This is a genomic window from Sutcliffiella sp. FSL R7-0096, assembly GCF_038595065.1.
Classification (GTDB): domain Bacteria; phylum Bacillota; class Bacilli; order Bacillales; family Bacillaceae_I; genus Sutcliffiella_A.
On the sequence record NZ_CP152003.1, the window covers coordinates 3,800,445 to 3,815,908 of the forward strand.

Sequence of the window (15,464 nt, forward strand, 5' to 3'; positions counted from 1 at the left end):
TTCGTTAGATTATCGAAATATTTTAACTATATTGTATCGAACTTTCTCTATTGTTTCCAGCTTTAACATGACATTTATTTGTTTTCCAAGTTATACTATTAGTATGATAGGCTCAAAAATTCAACGCATCAACTATTCACATTTGTAAAGGCTAACTTAAAAGCTACAGTTTTATGAATGAAAGGATGATACGAGATGAAATGGAAAGCACTTCTAATCGGTGCTGGAATTGGTGCAGCAGCCGCATACTTTTTCACGGAAGCATCAAAGCAGCAAGCCATAAAGCCTGAAAAAGCATTAAAAATAGCCAAAGAAGCTTTCAAAAAGCGCGGACCTGTTGATGGCTCCTGGATACAGATGGTCCCCGAAACAATTATCAGGAATGATTTATCCTACTCCATCTATAGAGGAGGCATTTCCAGAAGAATTGATAACGTGTTGGAGCAATATGAATTTGTGGTCGACAAAAATACGGGATTAATATTGGATGTTACTCAATTAAAATGATCAAGAGGCCTGGCAGCAAGCATTTCTGCCAGGCCATTCCTTTACTTTATACGTACCACTTTATCTTTTATTTCAAAGCGTTCATTCCATTTTACTGCACGGTAAAATGCATCATGGTAGAAGGTGAACCATGCATTGCGCCCAATCCCATCTTTGATCCACTTCTCCTTTGCTTCTATTGATGTCATCGGATAGTCGTCATAGGCCAGTACCCATAGGGATGGGGAATGAGCGTGGGTGGGCATAAGGTCTGCCATGTGAATTATGGTTTCCTCCCCTTGTGTCAATTCGACAATGGAATGTCCATCACTGTGTCCACCTGTGTGGATCATTTTTATCCCCTCAATGACCGTTGTTTCTTCTGTAAAAGTCTTTACTTGCTCTTCAATACCTTTCCAGTTCATTTCCCAGTACGTGTTTATGGAACGGATATTAGGGTTTCTCATTTCATTCCACTCCACCTCTGAAACATGAATGGTGGCATTCGGAAAAACGGATACGTATTTCTCTTCCTTTGTATCCCACGTGGTAAGCCCGCACACATGATCAAAATGAAGATGTGTCATGATGATGGTGTCAATATCCATTGGTGTTAAACCGAGTTTTTGTAAATCCTCTCCTACTGAAGACTCCTCTGTCGCACCAAAATTCCGTTTCTGTTTATCAGAAAGTTTACCTTTTCCTAGCCCTGCTTCAATAAGGATATTACGGTCCCCTGTTTGGATAAGGATCGGATCTGTTCGAAGTTCAATCTGGTTGCTGTCGTTTACTGGGTACCTCCTTGACCATAATGCCTTTGGAACCACCCCGAACATGGCCCCTCCATCAAGATGTGTTACCCCTCCGTTCAACCAAGTCAGTTTCCATTCCCCAAATGTTAGCGTTTCCATTTCAGTCATCTCCCTCTTTGTTTTTTGTATGTATGACCTTATTGTATCAAAAAAAGGTAACCTTTCGCGAACATCCTGGTAGACCCATCGTAAAAACTAACATGAGATTGTCTTCATCCCCCCATGAAGACAATCTCCTCCCAAAATCAAGTTCGAGATTGTCTTTATCCACCCTATGATGACAATCTCATCCCAAAATCCAGACCGAGATTGCCTTCATCCACCCTATGATGACAATCTCATCCCAAAATTCAGACCGAGATTGTCTTCATCCTCCCTATGATGACAATCTCATCCCAAAATCCAGACCGAGATTGTCTTTATCCACCCTATGATGACAATCTCATCCCAAAATCCAGACCGAGATTGTCTTTATCCACCCTATGATGACAATCTCATCCCAAAATCCAGACCGAGATTGTCTTTATCCACCTTATGATGACAATCTCATCCCAAAATCCAGACCGAGATTGTCTTCATCTACCCTATGAAGACAATCTCATCCCAAAATTCAGACCGAGATTGTCTTCATCCACCCTATGAAGACAATCTCATCCCAAAATTCAGACCGATTTTGTCTTCATCACCCTTATGATGACCCTTCCATCTCAAAAATCCAGACCGAGATTGCCTTCGTCACCCCTTTCTTTTATTATCGCTTACCAATACAAAAAAACGCCTCCTCAAAAAGGGGCGCTTTCAAGTCTATTCTGGATATTTCACTTCACATCGATAAATAGGAAAACCTTTACTGGAAAACTTCTCTTCATACTCCGTCATGATATTTCCTTCAAAGTCACTGTTATGAAGGTCTAAGCTGACATACTTCAATAAAAGGCCGTACTCAGAAAAGCTCATCAAACTATACTCAAACAATCCACGGTTGTCTGTCTTAAAGTGAATTTCTCCTTGCGAGACCAATACTTCCTTGTAAAGATCGAGGAAAGCCTTGTACGTAAGCCTTCTTTTTTCATGGCGGGTTTTTGGCCAAGGATCAGAAAAGTTCAAATAAACCCTGTCTATTTCTCCTGCATCGAAATACTCCGCTAACTTTTGAGCATTTACGTTCAAAAGCTTTACATTCGGAATATCTGCTGCGACTGCCTTTTCCAAAGCCTTCACAATCACGCTTTCAAAAAGCTCTATTCCAATATAATTAATCGATGGGTTAGCTTTTGCCATCTCTGTAACAAATGTCCCTTTTCCAGTCCCCACTTCAATGTGGATCGGATTATTGTTGCCGAAAATATCCGCCCACTTGCCTTTATGGTTTTCGGGATCTGGAATGCAGTAATACGCATTCTCTGCGATAAACTCTGTTGCCCATGGTTTGTTTCTGAATCTCATGTCGTTAGGTCACCTCGTTGATTAATAATAATTGGCTCTTTTCGTAAACATTGTTGCTTTTTCGCATGGATAAATCAACCGTTATTTTCCTTACTGTCGTGCTCTTTTCCACGCCGTACTTAAGAAACTACTTGCATTTATAGAGTATGAAGGCAATGAAAAGTCCAATTACCGACTTTTTACAAGTAAATAGCAACAAACTTTGAGAAAAGAGCCTAATAATTTTACCTTTTTCACAGAAAAAAACCGATCTCGATGGACCGATTCTTTTGGCGTGTATAAGAATGATAAATAAACAAAGGCTAGTACATATATAAAATAAAGGAGTGCTGAAACATGCCGTTAAATTATCATGATCAAATACATCTTCTAAAGGATATTTTGGCGGATCATCAAATTGATTGCTGCGGTTCTGTTGCTGAGTATGAGCAGCTAGAACGTGTCATCAAATCACTAATGGTCAATAATGAAATCGATCAGAATGTGAAGAGTATCCTCCAGGATATCTATTCCTATAGCCAGGCCGGAATCAATTCAAGCAACGACCATAACCATAATCAACTTCATCAATCAAAATTCACCGGCTGGATTGAAAGTATCGACCAATACTCTTAATTATACAGGCAAAAGCCTTTCCAAATAGTTCAGCCAGTTTTGCTTTTCCTTTTCAATATCTTTATGATGATACCATTGTACAGATAGGATCGTCTGTGCTATCACGTACCAATGCATACGGTGGCGCAGATCATCTGTCAATGGTATTCCATATGTTGAAAGCCAATCAGCCCAGTCCTGCTCTGGAATATACCAGTATAATAGCATACATAAATCAATAGCCGGATCTGCAATTACAGCCCCGTCCCAATCAATCAAAAATAACTCCTGACTATCTGAAAGCAGCCAATTGTTATGATTCAAATCACAATGACAGACTACCTTATCTTTATATCGGACATGATGGATTTCCTTCGTAAGAAAATCCAGTGATTTTTGGATCACATCCAAAGATAAGAGTTCAAAAGCCATTCCGTTTTTGATATCCTCTAGGATTGTCGAAGGCTCCACCGGTTCTTTTCCTAACCGGGTAAGCATATCAAGCAGCTCTTTTGAGTGGTGGATTTTGTGTAAGAGTTGTGCCACCGTTTCCATATTCATGTCATTGGGCTTCAATTCTCTTGCACTGATCCAATGTTGTGCAGTAATAACATCCCCATTTTCCAGGCGTTTTGTCCAGACAAGCTTAGGAACGATCCCCTCTGCTGAAAGAACAGCCAAAAATGGCGATGAATTTCTTTTTAGGAATAACTTCTTGCCCTCATTTTGTGCAAAGTAAGCATCTCCCGTCAAACCACCTGCCGGACTGATTTTCCACTCATCACCTAATAAATGTTCCAACCATTTCACCTTCAATTTCAACACAACTTTTCATTATCAAATATTAGAAAAGCGCAAGCGCTAAATAGGAATTTTCATTCACATACGTCTTTTAAGCAAAAAAACAGCTATTGAACAATTTCACAATAGCTATCTTTTAAATTTTATCGTTATTTCTCGATTAAATCAAGTCCTTGTGAAACAATTAATGTTGAGCAAGGACAACGGTACTGATTGGTGCCACCTGTATTTCTCCCTTCACTTTCCGGATCGGTGAATCACCTGCAGCATACTCATCTGCCAGAACCTCCCACTCCCCCTGTAGGGGCAAGGCTACCGATTCCGAATGAAGCCCATTATGAAAAATGACCAGGAGATGGTTCCATTTTCCATACTTGTTTACATCACTGAGATGGTACATGAGCAGATGTCCCTTTTCAATAGGAAATCTTACGTGCTGCTGGATTTGAGCTGTTGTTGGAAAGCGGAAAGCTTTATGTGACTTTCTTAGTTGGATAAGTCCACTTAAATAGGTGACATTCTCCAAATATTGCTCTTTCCTTTGCCAATCCAGGTTATTTACGGTATCAGGAGACTTGTAACTGTTCTCTTCGCCGCCCTTTGTACGGTAAAATTCCTGTCCGGCATGGAGGAAAGGAATACCTTGCGCTAACAAAATGATAGCAGTGGCAAGCCGGTGTCGTTTCATTCTTGTTTCTTCATCCTCATGACTGTTACAGACAGATATTTTATCCCACATCGTGTGATTATCATGAGACTCAATATAGTTGATGGATTGGGTAGGCTCAAGGAATAGCCCTCTTGTATTTGGTTCTGTTTGGATACTTCCGGAAAGTGATTGCTTCATTAAATGGGTTTTATGAGTATTTCCAAGAGCGAATCCGCGGTCAAACATGTTAAAAGTACTGCCTTTGACCGAATCCCTGACCATATCATTGAAAAACGCTATTTCCGGCATCTTTTTTGCATTGATGATCATCGCCTTCTGCTCTGCACCAAGAGGGGTATTCAGCTCCCATCCTTCCCCGAGGAGGATGGCACCGGGCTTAATGATGGATACTGTTTCCTTTACAGCGTTCATTGTCTGAACATCCATTATTCCCATCAGGTCAAACCTGAAGCCATCTACATCATACTCCTCCATCCAATATTTGATGGAATCCAAGATAAATTTACGAACCATTTTCCTTTCAGATGCTATGTCATTTCCAACACCGGTCCCATTGGAAGGCATGCCATGTTCGTCATGGCGGAAGTAATAGCCTGGGACTATCTTTTCAAAAGAGGAATCCTCCCTGATATATACATGGTTATACACTACATCCATAATTACCCTTAACTCTTTTCTGTGAAGGGTGTTAATCAATTCTTTCAGCTCCACGACCCTTGAGTAAGGATCGTTGGCATCAAGGGAATAGCTTCCTTCAGGCACATTGAACAGAAGCGGATTATAGCCCCAGTTATATGCTTTATCAGGCTCTGCCTCGTCTACCCCTCCGTAGTCATTGAAGGGTAAGAGCTCAATGTGGGTGACGCCGAGCTTTTCTATATAAGTCAGACCTGTTTCGCCTGTTTCTGGACTTGGAGATGGATCTTCAGAAAAAGCTGCATACTTACCTTTTTGTATCATTCCGCTTTTAGGATGAGAAGAAAAATCACGTATATGCAGCTCGTAGATGATGGCATCTGTTGCATCCATGAATGGAGGCAACGGAACTTTCGGGATATTCATCCGTTCTTTGTCAATAATGACCGCAGCTTCACTATTTAAGCTAGATGCGATGGCATAGGGATCGACCGCTTCTCTCCAGACAAGGTTCACACAGACAAGATACGTATATAAAAAGCCTTCCAAATCACCTTGGACGGTAATCCGCCATATCCCCTTATCTTCTCGGATCAGGCTATAATGGATATCCTCTTTGCTTTTAGGGGCTTTTAGCTTTATTTTGACAGCAGAAGCAGTCGGTGCCCAAAGCGTGAAGGTGGATGCCCCTTTCTGATAGGTAGCACCGAGGTCATTTCCTTCATAATAAAATGCATCATCAAATGCCTTCGTACGGATAACGGCACCGATTTGCAGATCGGTTTTTCTTCCATGTTCATCCGCTACCTTATACTTGGTTCCTATGTTGATGATTGTATTCGCTTTACAAATGTATTTAACCGTATTGGGTAGCGTCTTTTTGTCCACAATTTCCAAAGGGTAGGTGTTTTCTTCAAAAAGGAGGGTGAAGGTAGCTGATTCTCCATGATAACTTCCCATTGGTAAGAGGATGGTTATTTTATCCATTTCATCTAAGTAGGCTTCAAATTCTCTCTTGATGAAAATCATGCGTTTCCCTCCCTGTCTAAAAAGTAGGCTCCTATACAACCATGCCCATTCTATAGCGTATTCCGTTCCGGGGCTTAGCTTGACAGATATTCTTACAAACTTCCATTATTGCCATTCCGGCCGGTCTATATAAGTTGATTGGCAATGGGACAGCAGGGCTCCAGCTGCTTTAAGCTGACTGTGTTTTAGCGGAAGCCTGTTTTCCCTCATTTTCTCAAACCACTTATCATATGTACGTTTGTCGATTACCTGGACATCAGTAGGGCCATCAGAAATGTCGATATACCCTTTTGGGTGCAACAACAGCTTTGTCACAGGCAGACTTATTTCGTATTGTGGAAGGATATTCTTTATGATGGCACCCATCCTGTTCAAACTGATGGTAGGATTCACTATTTTTCTCTCATTTTCTTTTTCACGGATGGACCAGAAGCGGTCATTATTACCCAATATTACACTCTCATCTTGTTCATCCATATAAAAAAGGGCAAAAATTTCGTTCGGGGTAATGATAATGATTTCCAGTTCAACAGGGGCCTGCTTAACAAGGAATATCGGTTTGTACATGACAAAAAATGTGTCAGGAAAGCGTTGCAGGAAGTATTTTAATAGGGTCTCCCGCCTATAATTCTTTTGGAGGTGGGACATCTCCCTGATAGTTGAACTCGCCCACTTTAACTGGAGGGGGAGGATGGAGTCAAGAAACTGCTGTTTTCTTTCTTCAGGTGTCTTCTTTCCTCTAATTTCAGGAAGCTTCCATTCCTCCTCCATTTCAGCAACAACTGGACTCACTTTCCCAACATATAACTCTTCTACATCATCGTCCTTCTTTTTAAATGACTTGATTAAGGAGGACAGCATGCTTTCTTTTTCTGCCTTTTCTTCCTCTACCTGCTCCACCTCCGGGATAATCACATCCACAGGATTTTTGAGCATCGCTTCAAAAGTATTCCATTGCTGTTTTTTCAACCGTATATATTGATTCGGATAACGATATATATCTACTTCGTATCTTGTAATATAATCTTGTAATTTAATTAACTGCGCCACAGGCGGTCACTCTTTTCTATAGGCTGTTTTCGCATACATTGTTGCTTTTCGAATTTATATACTATCCTTTAAATTCTTTGCTGTCGTGCTCTTTTCCTAACTATACAAAAAAGCTTCCATGCTTTTTATTGAGATTCTATGCTATGAAAAGTCCAAGTGCCGACTTTTCTTGTAAAAAGTCCAAGTGCCGACTTTTTACTAGTGAACAGCAACAATCTTTGAGAAAAGAGCTTTCTATAAGAAATATCCAATACTAATGGGCAATACCAGCGCGTATAACAGGGCGGACAGGGTCATGCTGATAGAGCTGAATGCGGCTTCTTCCTCTCCATATTCCGTCGCCTTGGCAGTACCGATTCCGTGTGCAGCACAGCCAAGCGCAACCCCTACACCAAGATAATGAGATATTCCCATGTACTTCATCAGCACCGGGCCAACAACGGCCCCCATTATCCCGCTCAGTATAACTAAAGCCGCAGCCAGACTTGGAATGCCTCCTGTAATGGCCGCAATATCCATGGCTATTGGGGAAGTAACAGATTTCGGCAAGAAGGTGGCGGAATAAATAGGGCTGAGGGCTGCCACTTTCACGTAAACCATACCTGTAACGATTCCAATAAAGACTCCTGACAATAAGCCTGCAAACAAAGGAAATCGATAACGAAATATTTTCTTCCGCTGATGGTATAGCGGGTATGCGAGGGCAACAACAGCCGGACCAAGCAATTCCTGGATCCACCAGCCCCCCAGCATATATGTATCATAGCTCACATTTAAAGCCATCAATCCGAGGATGAGTAGAAGGGTGGTAGTGGCGACCGGATTGAGCATTGGATTACGAAACCGAAGATAGATACTCCTCATTCCTAGGAACATTAAAATAGTAATGAGAATGAACATAATGCCGTACCAAGTATTCATATCCCATCTCTCCTTGAACCCTTTGTTTTAATATCGACCGCTGCTGCAGTTTTTTGAGCAACCAAACCGGAGCTCAAAAGCACCAGAAGCGTCCCTATTAAGAGCGCAAGCAGCATGATCAGACCGTTATTGCTCGATAAAAATCCAAAATGGTCCATGACTCCGACTGTGGCAGGCACAAAAAACAAAGGCAGGTAAAGAATCAATGCATGTGCTCCTCCTTGAAGGTATTTATCCTTTAGGATACCCGTCATAAGGAACAGCAAAAGCAACAACATCCCAATGATACTCCCAGGTACCGGGATGGTAAAAACATCTTGAATATATGCACCTACCCGATAAAAAACATAGAGAATACATATCTGAACTACTAGTTTCATTCCCCTCATTATCCAAATCTACTCCTATACTAATGGAAAAATTTCCTTCTCTTCATATTTTGGCATTCTGTTGAGATGTGTTTCATAAAGGACTATTTCTTTCACTTCATAAGAACCTCCCTTTTCGCTATTGGTCAAGAGACTTTCTTGGTCTATCGACCCTGGACCCTTCCATTTTCTAGCTAGTGTGATATGTGGATGAAATGGCCGTGAATCAAGCTGGAATCCCACCTTTTCACATGCAGCATATATATCTTTACGTAGGGAATTTAAAGATGGGGAATTTTCAACCCCAAGCCAAAATATTCTTGGAGACTGAGGATTACCGAACGTGCCCAACTCACTTAAGGTGAGGGAAAAGGATCGATGTTGCGCTGCTACATCCAAAGTCAATGAAACCAGTTTTTCTTTTTGAGATTCCTCCATATTCCCAAGAAACGCGAGTGTTAGATGCAAATCCTCGGGATGTACCCATCTGGTAAATGGATACTTGCCTTTCAACTCTTTCATATATAAATGTAACTCTTCCTTCCATTCTTTTGGAAGAGGGACTGCGATAAAATAATGGGTTTGTGTAGTCATCGTCTCACCTTTCTTATTTTAGCAATATATTGCATTGCTTTGTATAGTATCTTAGCATCAAACGGACCATATGATTAGTCAATACCCCTAACATTCATCCGTTTAGTCCGTTTTTCTATTTTATGTTACAATACGAATTATTAGATGCATGTGAATGAAAGGTTGTGAATATGGTGAAGGTTGTTACTAATATGGCTGATTTAATTGGAGAAACTCCTCTGGTTAAATTGAACCGCATCGTCCCAGAAAGCGCTGCAACGGTTTTTTTGAAATTGGAATTTCAAAACCCCAGCGGAAGTGTTAAGGATAGAGCCGCTTTCAATATGATAATACAAGCTGAAAAAGATGGACTTATCAAACCCGGTGCGACGATCATTGAACCAACCAGTGGCAATACTGGAATCGGCCTTGCGATGAATGCCGCTGCAAGGGGATATAAAGCGATACTCATCATGCCTGATACCATGTCCAAGGAGCGCATAAACTTGCTGAAAGCATATGGTGCAGAGGTAGTATTGACACCAGGCGATGAAAAAATGCCAGGTGCGATAAAAAAGGCACAGGAACTGGTGAAAGAAATCCCGAACAGCTTCATGCCGATGCAATTTGAAAACCATGCTAATTCCGATGCACATCGAAAGTCCACCGCATTGGAAATCATTGATGGGATGCAACAAATCGGCAAGCCATTGACGGCATTTGTGGCTACAGCCGGCACTGGTGGAACGATTACCGGAACAGGAGAAGAGCTAAAGAAGCATTATGAAGGATTGACCGTACACTTGGTGGAACCTGCAGGATCACCTGTATTGTCCGGCGGAAAACCCGGCAAGCACAAGCTTGTGGGAACAAGCCCTGGTTTCATCCCTGATATCTTAAACCAAGAAGTATATGATGAAATCTTCAAGATCAAAGATGAGGATGCATATGAAATTACACGTAAACTTGCACGACATGAAGGTATCTTGGTAGGACCATCTTCCGGTGCTGCCTGCTTCTCCGCAATAGAAGTGGCAAAAAGATTGACACCTGATGATGTTGTGGTGTGTATCGCCTGTGATACAGGGGAAAGATATTTGTCCACTGACCTTTTTGAATTTGAAAATGAATAAATGAAAGCCCCTTCGTTGCATGGTGCAGCTTAGGGGCTTTTTTTCACAAAGGTTTATCGACTATAAAGCTTGCCCGTTCCTTTTCGTTGCAGGCACTCGCTTTCCGCGGGGCATTGCTTAAGCCTCTTCACAACCTCGGGGGTCTCAAGTCTGCCGCTACCTCCCGCCGGAGTCGAATGCGTTTCGCTCCAATCCGCTCATTTTTTTAAGATTACGATGCCTTTACGAGTTCTTTTTTATCGGCTTGGTTGATCATCATGATGAACACCAATCCACACATTGTTAAAAGGCCGAAGAACAAATATACATGTGCAACGGAGTAATACTCTGCAATGAACCCCCCAAAGAACGTACAGAACCAACTGCCTAACCCATTACCGACGGCAGTATATAGGGAAACCGCCGTAGCACGGGCAGAGGTTGGGGCTATATCCCGCACAAACTGTAACGCTGCAGGAATGAAAAGCCCGACAGAAAAACCTTGGGCAATCGTGGTCGCATACACCACATACAGTGGCGGTTCAAAGAAATAAAGCACCCAACGTATCATCGCAATCGAAGCAGCACTGATCATGATAGTATGAAGTCCAAATCGGGCAATCCACTTGCCTGCCACCCGCATAAAAGGCGCCTCACTACCTGCAGCGAGCAAAAAAGCAATCCCGACGCCCGTCACCGTTCCCCCGATATCGGTTATGAATAATCCAAAATAAAAATTATTTGCAAAAACCGGTCCGAAGATCAGGAAAGTCGTTACCAGGAACATCACAAATTTAGGCATTTTCATCAATGTTCCTATTCCATCCCGGACATTGACACTGATGGTTTGACTTTCTTTCGGTAAAAAGATCGTTACAACCGCTCCAATCATCAGCGCTACTGCAAATGTATAAAATATCACTTTCAAAGAAAAGAAATCAGAAAGCCATCCTGCAACCAGAACTGCCACGGCAAAACCGATTGCACCCCAAAGTCTGATGGAACCGTAATTTCCTTTCACCCTTTGAACATAATTCAGCGTGATGCTATCCGATATAGGTACAAGGGCACTTTGTGTGACAGCCAGTAAGAAAGCGACAGTCAATAGGGCAGCATAGCTTCCCATAAATGAAAAGGCAATTCCGGTCATGGCAGTAAGGAACAAGGTCCATATCAGTATCTGTTTCGGCTTTTGGGTATAATCGCTAAAAATCCCCCAAAGCGGCTGGACGAAAATCATGACGACTGGGCTGATGGACATGATCATCCCGATCTGTGATCCACTCAATCCCACATCTTCTTTCAAATATACTGTCAGCAACGGGAATAGTGCACCGAAGCTGAAAAAAGTTAAAAAGTAAAAACTGTAAAAATAGCGAGTTGTTTTGTCTTTCACGGAGGCAGTACTCATGATAAATCCTTCTTTCTTCTCGTTAAGTAAGGAAAAAGTAAAAGGCTACCGCCCCTTGGGGAAGTAACCTTTACATTCTACCACAATTATATTTAGGATAAATATGTTATTTCGCTAATTCATAGATAGCTTGTGCATAGATGGCAGTAGCCTTGATGAGATCTTCAATGAAAATATGCTCATCTTTTTGATGCGCTACATCCTCTCTGCCAGGGAATAGCGGACCAAAAGCCACTCCTGCTTCAAGAGATCTCGCATATGTTCCACCACCGATGGACAATAACTCGGCCTTCTCCCCAGTTTGTTCTTCATAAACCTTTTGCAACTTCTGAATCAGTTCGTGATCCTGTGGTACATGGTGGGCAGGAGCAACATTGAATTTGTTTACTTCAAAGCCATACGCCTCTGCTTCTTTTCTCAACTGCGCTTCTGATTCCTTTGTATCGCAAGTTACTGGAAAGCGAATGTTTACACCTAGGTTGCCGACAGAAGTTCCACGGTCATAACGGAAAAGACCTGTATTGATGGTAAGGTCGTCGGTAATTTCGTCGGTAAAATTGATGTTAAGCTTCTTTCCACGTGAATCAAATGCAAGCTTTTCACTGATAAAGCCTACATAGGATGCTCCTTTTGCATCCAGCCCTACAGAGTGGAGGAAGGTCGCCAAGTGGTATCCTGCATTCGTACCATTGTCCGGCTCCATCGCATGGGCTGAAACGCCTTTGATGTTAAGGAACAAAGCATTTCCTTCCTTCGTATAGCCACCCTCAATTCCTTTTTCTGAAATGTATTCATTAAAAGCGTGAGTGATTGCGTCCATTTCTTCCATCACTTCAAGTGAGGCTTTTGCGTGATCTGGCACCATGTTCAGTCGACGACCGGATTCAAACATTAACAAAGTGTTTTTCTCAGATGCCACCTCCCCTTTGAAATTTAACCGGAGCTGGATATCGCCTAACCCTTTTTCCGCATAAATGATCGGGAAATCCGCATCAGGTGCAAATCCCATCGTCGGCATTTCTTCATGTTTGAAATAGTGCTCTACACACTGCCAGTTGCTCTCCTCATCTGTACCAATGATGATGCGCACACGTTTAGATAAAGGCAGCTCTAGCTCTTTCACTATTTTAAGTGCATAATAAGCCGCCATTGTAGGACCTTTATCATCTATCGCTCCGCGTGCAAAGATTTTCCCATCCCGGATGGTGGCACTGAATGGTTCATCGGTCCAGCCATCCCCTTCAGGAACGACATCAATATGACAAAGGATCCCCAAAAGCTCTTCCCCCTTGCCATGTTCAATATGTCCTGCATAATGATCGACATTTTTTGTGAGGAAACCGTCCGCTTCCCCTTTATGTAATAAATATTGAAGTGCCTCTTCTATTCCTTTTCCAAAAGGTGCCGCAGAGCTTGCCTCCTCCTCATTTAAGACACTATTGATCTGTAAGATTTCCTGCGTATCTTTAATCAAAGAATCTTTTCTTTTCTCTACTTCTGCTAACCAATTAATTTTTTCCATTTAATCATCACCTCATTAAAAAATGAAAAAGCGTATTGATGATGAGCACCAATCCAACCAATCCAACGGCCGGATAGTACAGCCACCTTGTTACAAGCTCCTGATAGTGCCCTTGAATCAGCTTCTTCCCCTTATGCATATTCAAAAAGGGATGTCCCACCAATTCATCATATACTATATTTAACCATTCTTTCAGAAAAAAGAAAAACGCCATAAACAAGCCAATAGTCATCCACAGCGGGAGGTATCCCATGACAGCAATCGTGATTCCGATTATTTGCAAGTACGAGAAAATATGCCGGGAATTTCGCAACAAATATTTAAAGAACAATTCGGTCAGGGCGCTGTGTGGTCTCCTGTCTTCGAAAATCCTTTGTGATTGCCCGAAAAATAAGGGCTTAGTTCTCTCTGAAGCACGGGGAACATGCACGTATTCCGATGCATAAAAAATCATGCCGACATATTTTTGGCGGATTTTCTCATTATGGGCCATGTCTAGGGAGAAGCTTTCCACCCTCCAATAAATTACATGCAAAAGGACAGTACCAATCAACAGAGTAGCAATCGCTAAGTACCACAGACTTTTATCAACCGTAATATAAGTCAAAAAACCAATAAGAATAAAGAGAATGAAATATACCCCTTTACGTTTCCATCCAGACCAGTGAAAGTCTAACAATTTCCCCAAAATGGTTATAAAAATAAATAGAACAGAATAATACAACACCCATTCCACTAGCGGCAACATGGAAGGACTGACAGCCTCCATCAGTAGGTAGGAGAGGGTAGCAATTAGTACCGCCTTGATGGAATTCAGACCAGTACTCGCTAAAATCCCCCATTTCTTCAAGCCTTTCAATAAATCTTTTCTATGTACAAAAAAATACGAATCCGCCTGCTGATAGAATATCCGGATGGTACCCGTCCAAGCAAGATAGTAGATGACAAACAGACTCAATCCATAGGGCAATCCTTTTAACAGTGTGATTAAACTTGGAAACATATCATAAATCATGGCAGCAACGAATAATAATGTAAGGACAATATAGACTAGGATCGTCCAATCTATAACGGCTTTCGTATTCTTCCATTGATATTTCCGCTCTTGCTTTAGACGTTCCTTGTATAAATGGAATACCTTCATCCCGCTTGCTCCCTTGCCGATAAAGTGTAGAAACAATCAAGCAATGAAGCACCGGGAAGTTGGCAATCTGTTTGTATATCATGTAGTGTCCCTTCTGCTTTTTTGCGTCCTTCAGCCAAAAGAATAAACCTGTCACAAATTTTTTCTGCAGTGTCAAGCACATGCGTACACAATAAGATACCGGCGCCCCTTGCCTGTTCTTGATGGAAAAGCTCGAGAAGTTTTTTCGTAGCAATGGGATCAAGCCCAATAAACGGTTCATCCACAATGTACAAGGAAGGCTTAGACATGATGGCAAAGATCAACATGGCTTTTTGCTGCATCCCTTTTGAAAAGGTGGCCGGAGACTCATGTATGACTTTTTCCAAATCAAATAACTTCAACAACTCCTCCACTCGCTCTTTCCAAACCTTTTCATCTATCTCCAGCAGAGATGCCATCAAATCTATATGTTCCCATAAAGTCATATCATAATAGAATACAGGCTTTTCAGGGATATAGGCATACGATTTATCGGAAGGAAGTGATATGTCCCCTTCATAAAATGGATTCAATCCAAGGAGCGTCTTGATTGTCGTACTTTTACCGGCTCCATTAGGACCAATCAGTCCGACCATTTCTCCTCTAGAAACGGAAAAATTAATATCCTGGACTATAGACATGTCATCATCATATCCTGCTTTCCTTAATTTTAAAGTTAATAATTCCATAACTATCCCTCCTAACATCTAATAATACGGTGCATTAGGCCAAAAGTTTCATATTTTTCTAAAAATTACTAGCAGAATATTGTCGAGTAGCGTAAAATAATGTATATTGACTTATATACTTTGGTTTTCACTTAACACTTCATAGACTAAATGTTAATATTGTGTAAACTGCATCATTA

General features: G+C 41.6%; 15 protein-coding genes. 3 read left to right on the top strand and 12 right to left on the bottom strand.

Features of this window, described 5'->3' with window-relative positions:
* The first annotated feature begins 195 nt into the window (after window positions 1-195).
* Entirely contained in the window at window positions 196-507 is a 312-nt protein-coding gene (locus MKY77_RS19500) for a PepSY domain-containing protein (protein WP_339147309.1), read from the top strand.
* A 41-nt stretch (window positions 508-548) separates the two neighbouring features.
* Here MKY77_RS19500 and MKY77_RS19505 read toward each other — a convergent pair whose 3' ends face one another.
* Window positions 549-1,397, bottom strand: a complete 849-nt coding sequence (locus MKY77_RS19505) for an MBL fold metallo-hydrolase (protein WP_339147310.1) — start codon at window positions 1,395-1,397, stop codon at window positions 549-551.
* A gap of 705 nt (window positions 1,398-2,102) precedes the next feature.
* Window positions 2,103-2,744 carry a tRNA (guanosine(46)-N7)-methyltransferase TrmB gene (trmB, locus tag MKY77_RS19510; RefSeq protein ID WP_339147312.1) on the bottom strand — a complete coding sequence of 214 codons (642 nt, stop codon included), beginning with the start codon at window positions 2,742-2,744 and terminating at the stop codon, window positions 2,103-2,105.
* Between the two features lie 336 nt (window positions 2,745-3,080).
* Between trmB and MKY77_RS19515 the strand changes: the two genes are divergently transcribed.
* Complete coding sequence (locus tag MKY77_RS19515; protein ID WP_339147313.1) at window positions 3,081-3,359, top strand: YtzH-like family protein; 279 nt, start codon at window positions 3,081-3,083, stop codon at window positions 3,357-3,359.
* Here the strand turns inward: MKY77_RS19515 and MKY77_RS19520 are convergent, their stop codons facing one another.
* From MKY77_RS19520 to thpR, 6 genes are all read right to left on the bottom strand, one after another.
* A complete protein-coding gene (locus MKY77_RS19520) occupies window positions 3,360-4,139 on the bottom strand; it encodes a phosphotransferase family protein (RefSeq protein WP_339147315.1) in 780 nt (259 codons plus the stop codon).
* A 184-nt stretch (window positions 4,140-4,323) separates the two neighbouring features.
* Window positions 4,324-6,474 (bottom strand): type I pullulanase, encoded by a 2,151-nt coding sequence (gene pulA / locus MKY77_RS19525; protein ID WP_339147316.1) that lies wholly within the window; start codon window positions 6,472-6,474, stop codon window positions 4,324-4,326.
* Window positions 6,475-6,579: 105 nt separating this feature from the next.
* Complete coding sequence (locus MKY77_RS19530) at window positions 6,580-7,524, bottom strand: NERD domain-containing protein (protein ID WP_339147317.1); 945 nt, start codon at window positions 7,522-7,524, stop codon at window positions 6,580-6,582.
* 234 nt (window positions 7,525-7,758) lie between these two features.
* Window positions 7,759-8,445, bottom strand: coding sequence for an LrgB family protein (locus MKY77_RS19535; protein ID WP_339147318.1), 687 nt, complete (start codon window positions 8,443-8,445; stop codon window positions 7,759-7,761).
* Window positions 8,442-8,825, bottom strand: coding sequence for a CidA/LrgA family protein (locus tag MKY77_RS19540; protein WP_342515452.1), 384 nt, complete (start codon window positions 8,823-8,825; stop codon window positions 8,442-8,444). Before MKY77_RS19540 ends, MKY77_RS19535 begins: the two co-directional genes overlap by 4 nt.
* Before the next feature lie 24 nt (window positions 8,826-8,849).
* Window positions 8,850-9,407, bottom strand: coding sequence for an RNA 2',3'-cyclic phosphodiesterase (gene thpR / locus MKY77_RS19545; protein ID WP_339147320.1), 558 nt, complete (start codon window positions 9,405-9,407; stop codon window positions 8,850-8,852).
* Between the two features lie 173 nt (window positions 9,408-9,580).
* Here thpR and cysK point away from each other — a divergent pair, with 173 nt between their 5' ends.
* The gene (cysK, locus tag MKY77_RS19550) at window positions 9,581-10,519 is read left to right on the top strand and encodes a cysteine synthase A (RefSeq protein ID WP_339149864.1); all 939 of its coding nucleotides are present in this window, start codon (window positions 9,581-9,583) and stop codon (window positions 10,517-10,519) included.
* Between the two features lie 211 nt (window positions 10,520-10,730).
* Here the strand turns inward: cysK and MKY77_RS19555 are convergent, their stop codons facing one another.
* The 4 genes from MKY77_RS19555 to MKY77_RS19570 form a co-directional block, all read right to left on the bottom strand.
* The gene (locus MKY77_RS19555) at window positions 10,731-11,909 is read right to left on the bottom strand and encodes an MFS transporter (protein ID WP_339147322.1); all 1,179 of its coding nucleotides are present in this window, start codon (window positions 11,907-11,909) and stop codon (window positions 10,731-10,733) included.
* A gap of 106 nt (window positions 11,910-12,015) precedes the next feature.
* Window positions 12,016-13,431: a dipeptidase PepV gene (gene pepV, locus MKY77_RS19560; protein WP_339147323.1), complete on the bottom strand. Its 1,416-nt coding sequence runs from the start codon at window positions 13,429-13,431 to the stop codon at window positions 12,016-12,018.
* 7 nt (window positions 13,432-13,438) lie between these two features.
* Window positions 13,439-14,575, bottom strand: a complete 1,137-nt coding sequence (locus tag MKY77_RS19565) for an ABC transporter permease (protein WP_339147324.1) — start codon at window positions 14,573-14,575, stop codon at window positions 13,439-13,441.
* Window positions 14,572-15,285, bottom strand: coding sequence for an ABC transporter ATP-binding protein (locus tag MKY77_RS19570; protein WP_339147325.1), 714 nt, complete (start codon window positions 15,283-15,285; stop codon window positions 14,572-14,574). Before MKY77_RS19570 ends, MKY77_RS19565 begins: the two co-directional genes overlap by 4 nt.
* Window positions 15,286-15,464: the final 179 nt, after the last annotated feature.

Coding starts and splice junctions, on each gene's coding strand:
- MKY77_RS19570 (WP_339147325.1), bottom strand. CDS start 15,285: ATGGAATTATTAACTTTAAAATTAAGGAAAGCAGGATATGATGATGAC.
- MKY77_RS19535 (WP_339147318.1), bottom strand. CDS start 8,445: ATGAATACTTGGTACGGCATTATGTTCATTCTCATTACTATTTTAATG.
- MKY77_RS19565 (WP_339147324.1), bottom strand. CDS start 14,575: ATGAAGGTATTCCATTTATACAAGGAACGTCTAAAGCAAGAGCGGAAA.
- trmB (WP_339147312.1), bottom strand. CDS start 2,744: ATGAGATTCAGAAACAAACCATGGGCAACAGAGTTTATCGCAGAGAAT.
- MKY77_RS19500 (WP_339147309.1), top strand. CDS start 196: ATGAAATGGAAAGCACTTCTAATCGGTGCTGGAATTGGTGCAGCAGCC.
- MKY77_RS19540 (WP_342515452.1), bottom strand. CDS start 8,825: ATGAAACTAGTAGTTCAGATATGTATTCTCTATGTTTTTTATCGGGTA.
- MKY77_RS19555 (WP_339147322.1), bottom strand. CDS start 11,909: ATGAGTACTGCCTCCGTGAAAGACAAAACAACTCGCTATTTTTACAGT.
- pulA (WP_339147316.1), bottom strand. CDS start 6,474: ATGATTTTCATCAAGAGAGAATTTGAAGCCTACTTAGATGAAATGGAT.
- MKY77_RS19515 (WP_339147313.1), top strand. CDS start 3,081: ATGCCGTTAAATTATCATGATCAAATACATCTTCTAAAGGATATTTTG.
- thpR (WP_339147320.1), bottom strand. CDS start 9,407: ATGACTACACAAACCCATTATTTTATCGCAGTCCCTCTTCCAAAAGAA.
- MKY77_RS19505 (WP_339147310.1), bottom strand. CDS start 1,397: ATGGAAACGCTAACATTTGGGGAATGGAAACTGACTTGGTTGAACGGA.
- pepV (WP_339147323.1), bottom strand. CDS start 13,431: ATGGAAAAAATTAATTGGTTAGCAGAAGTAGAGAAAAGAAAAGATTCT.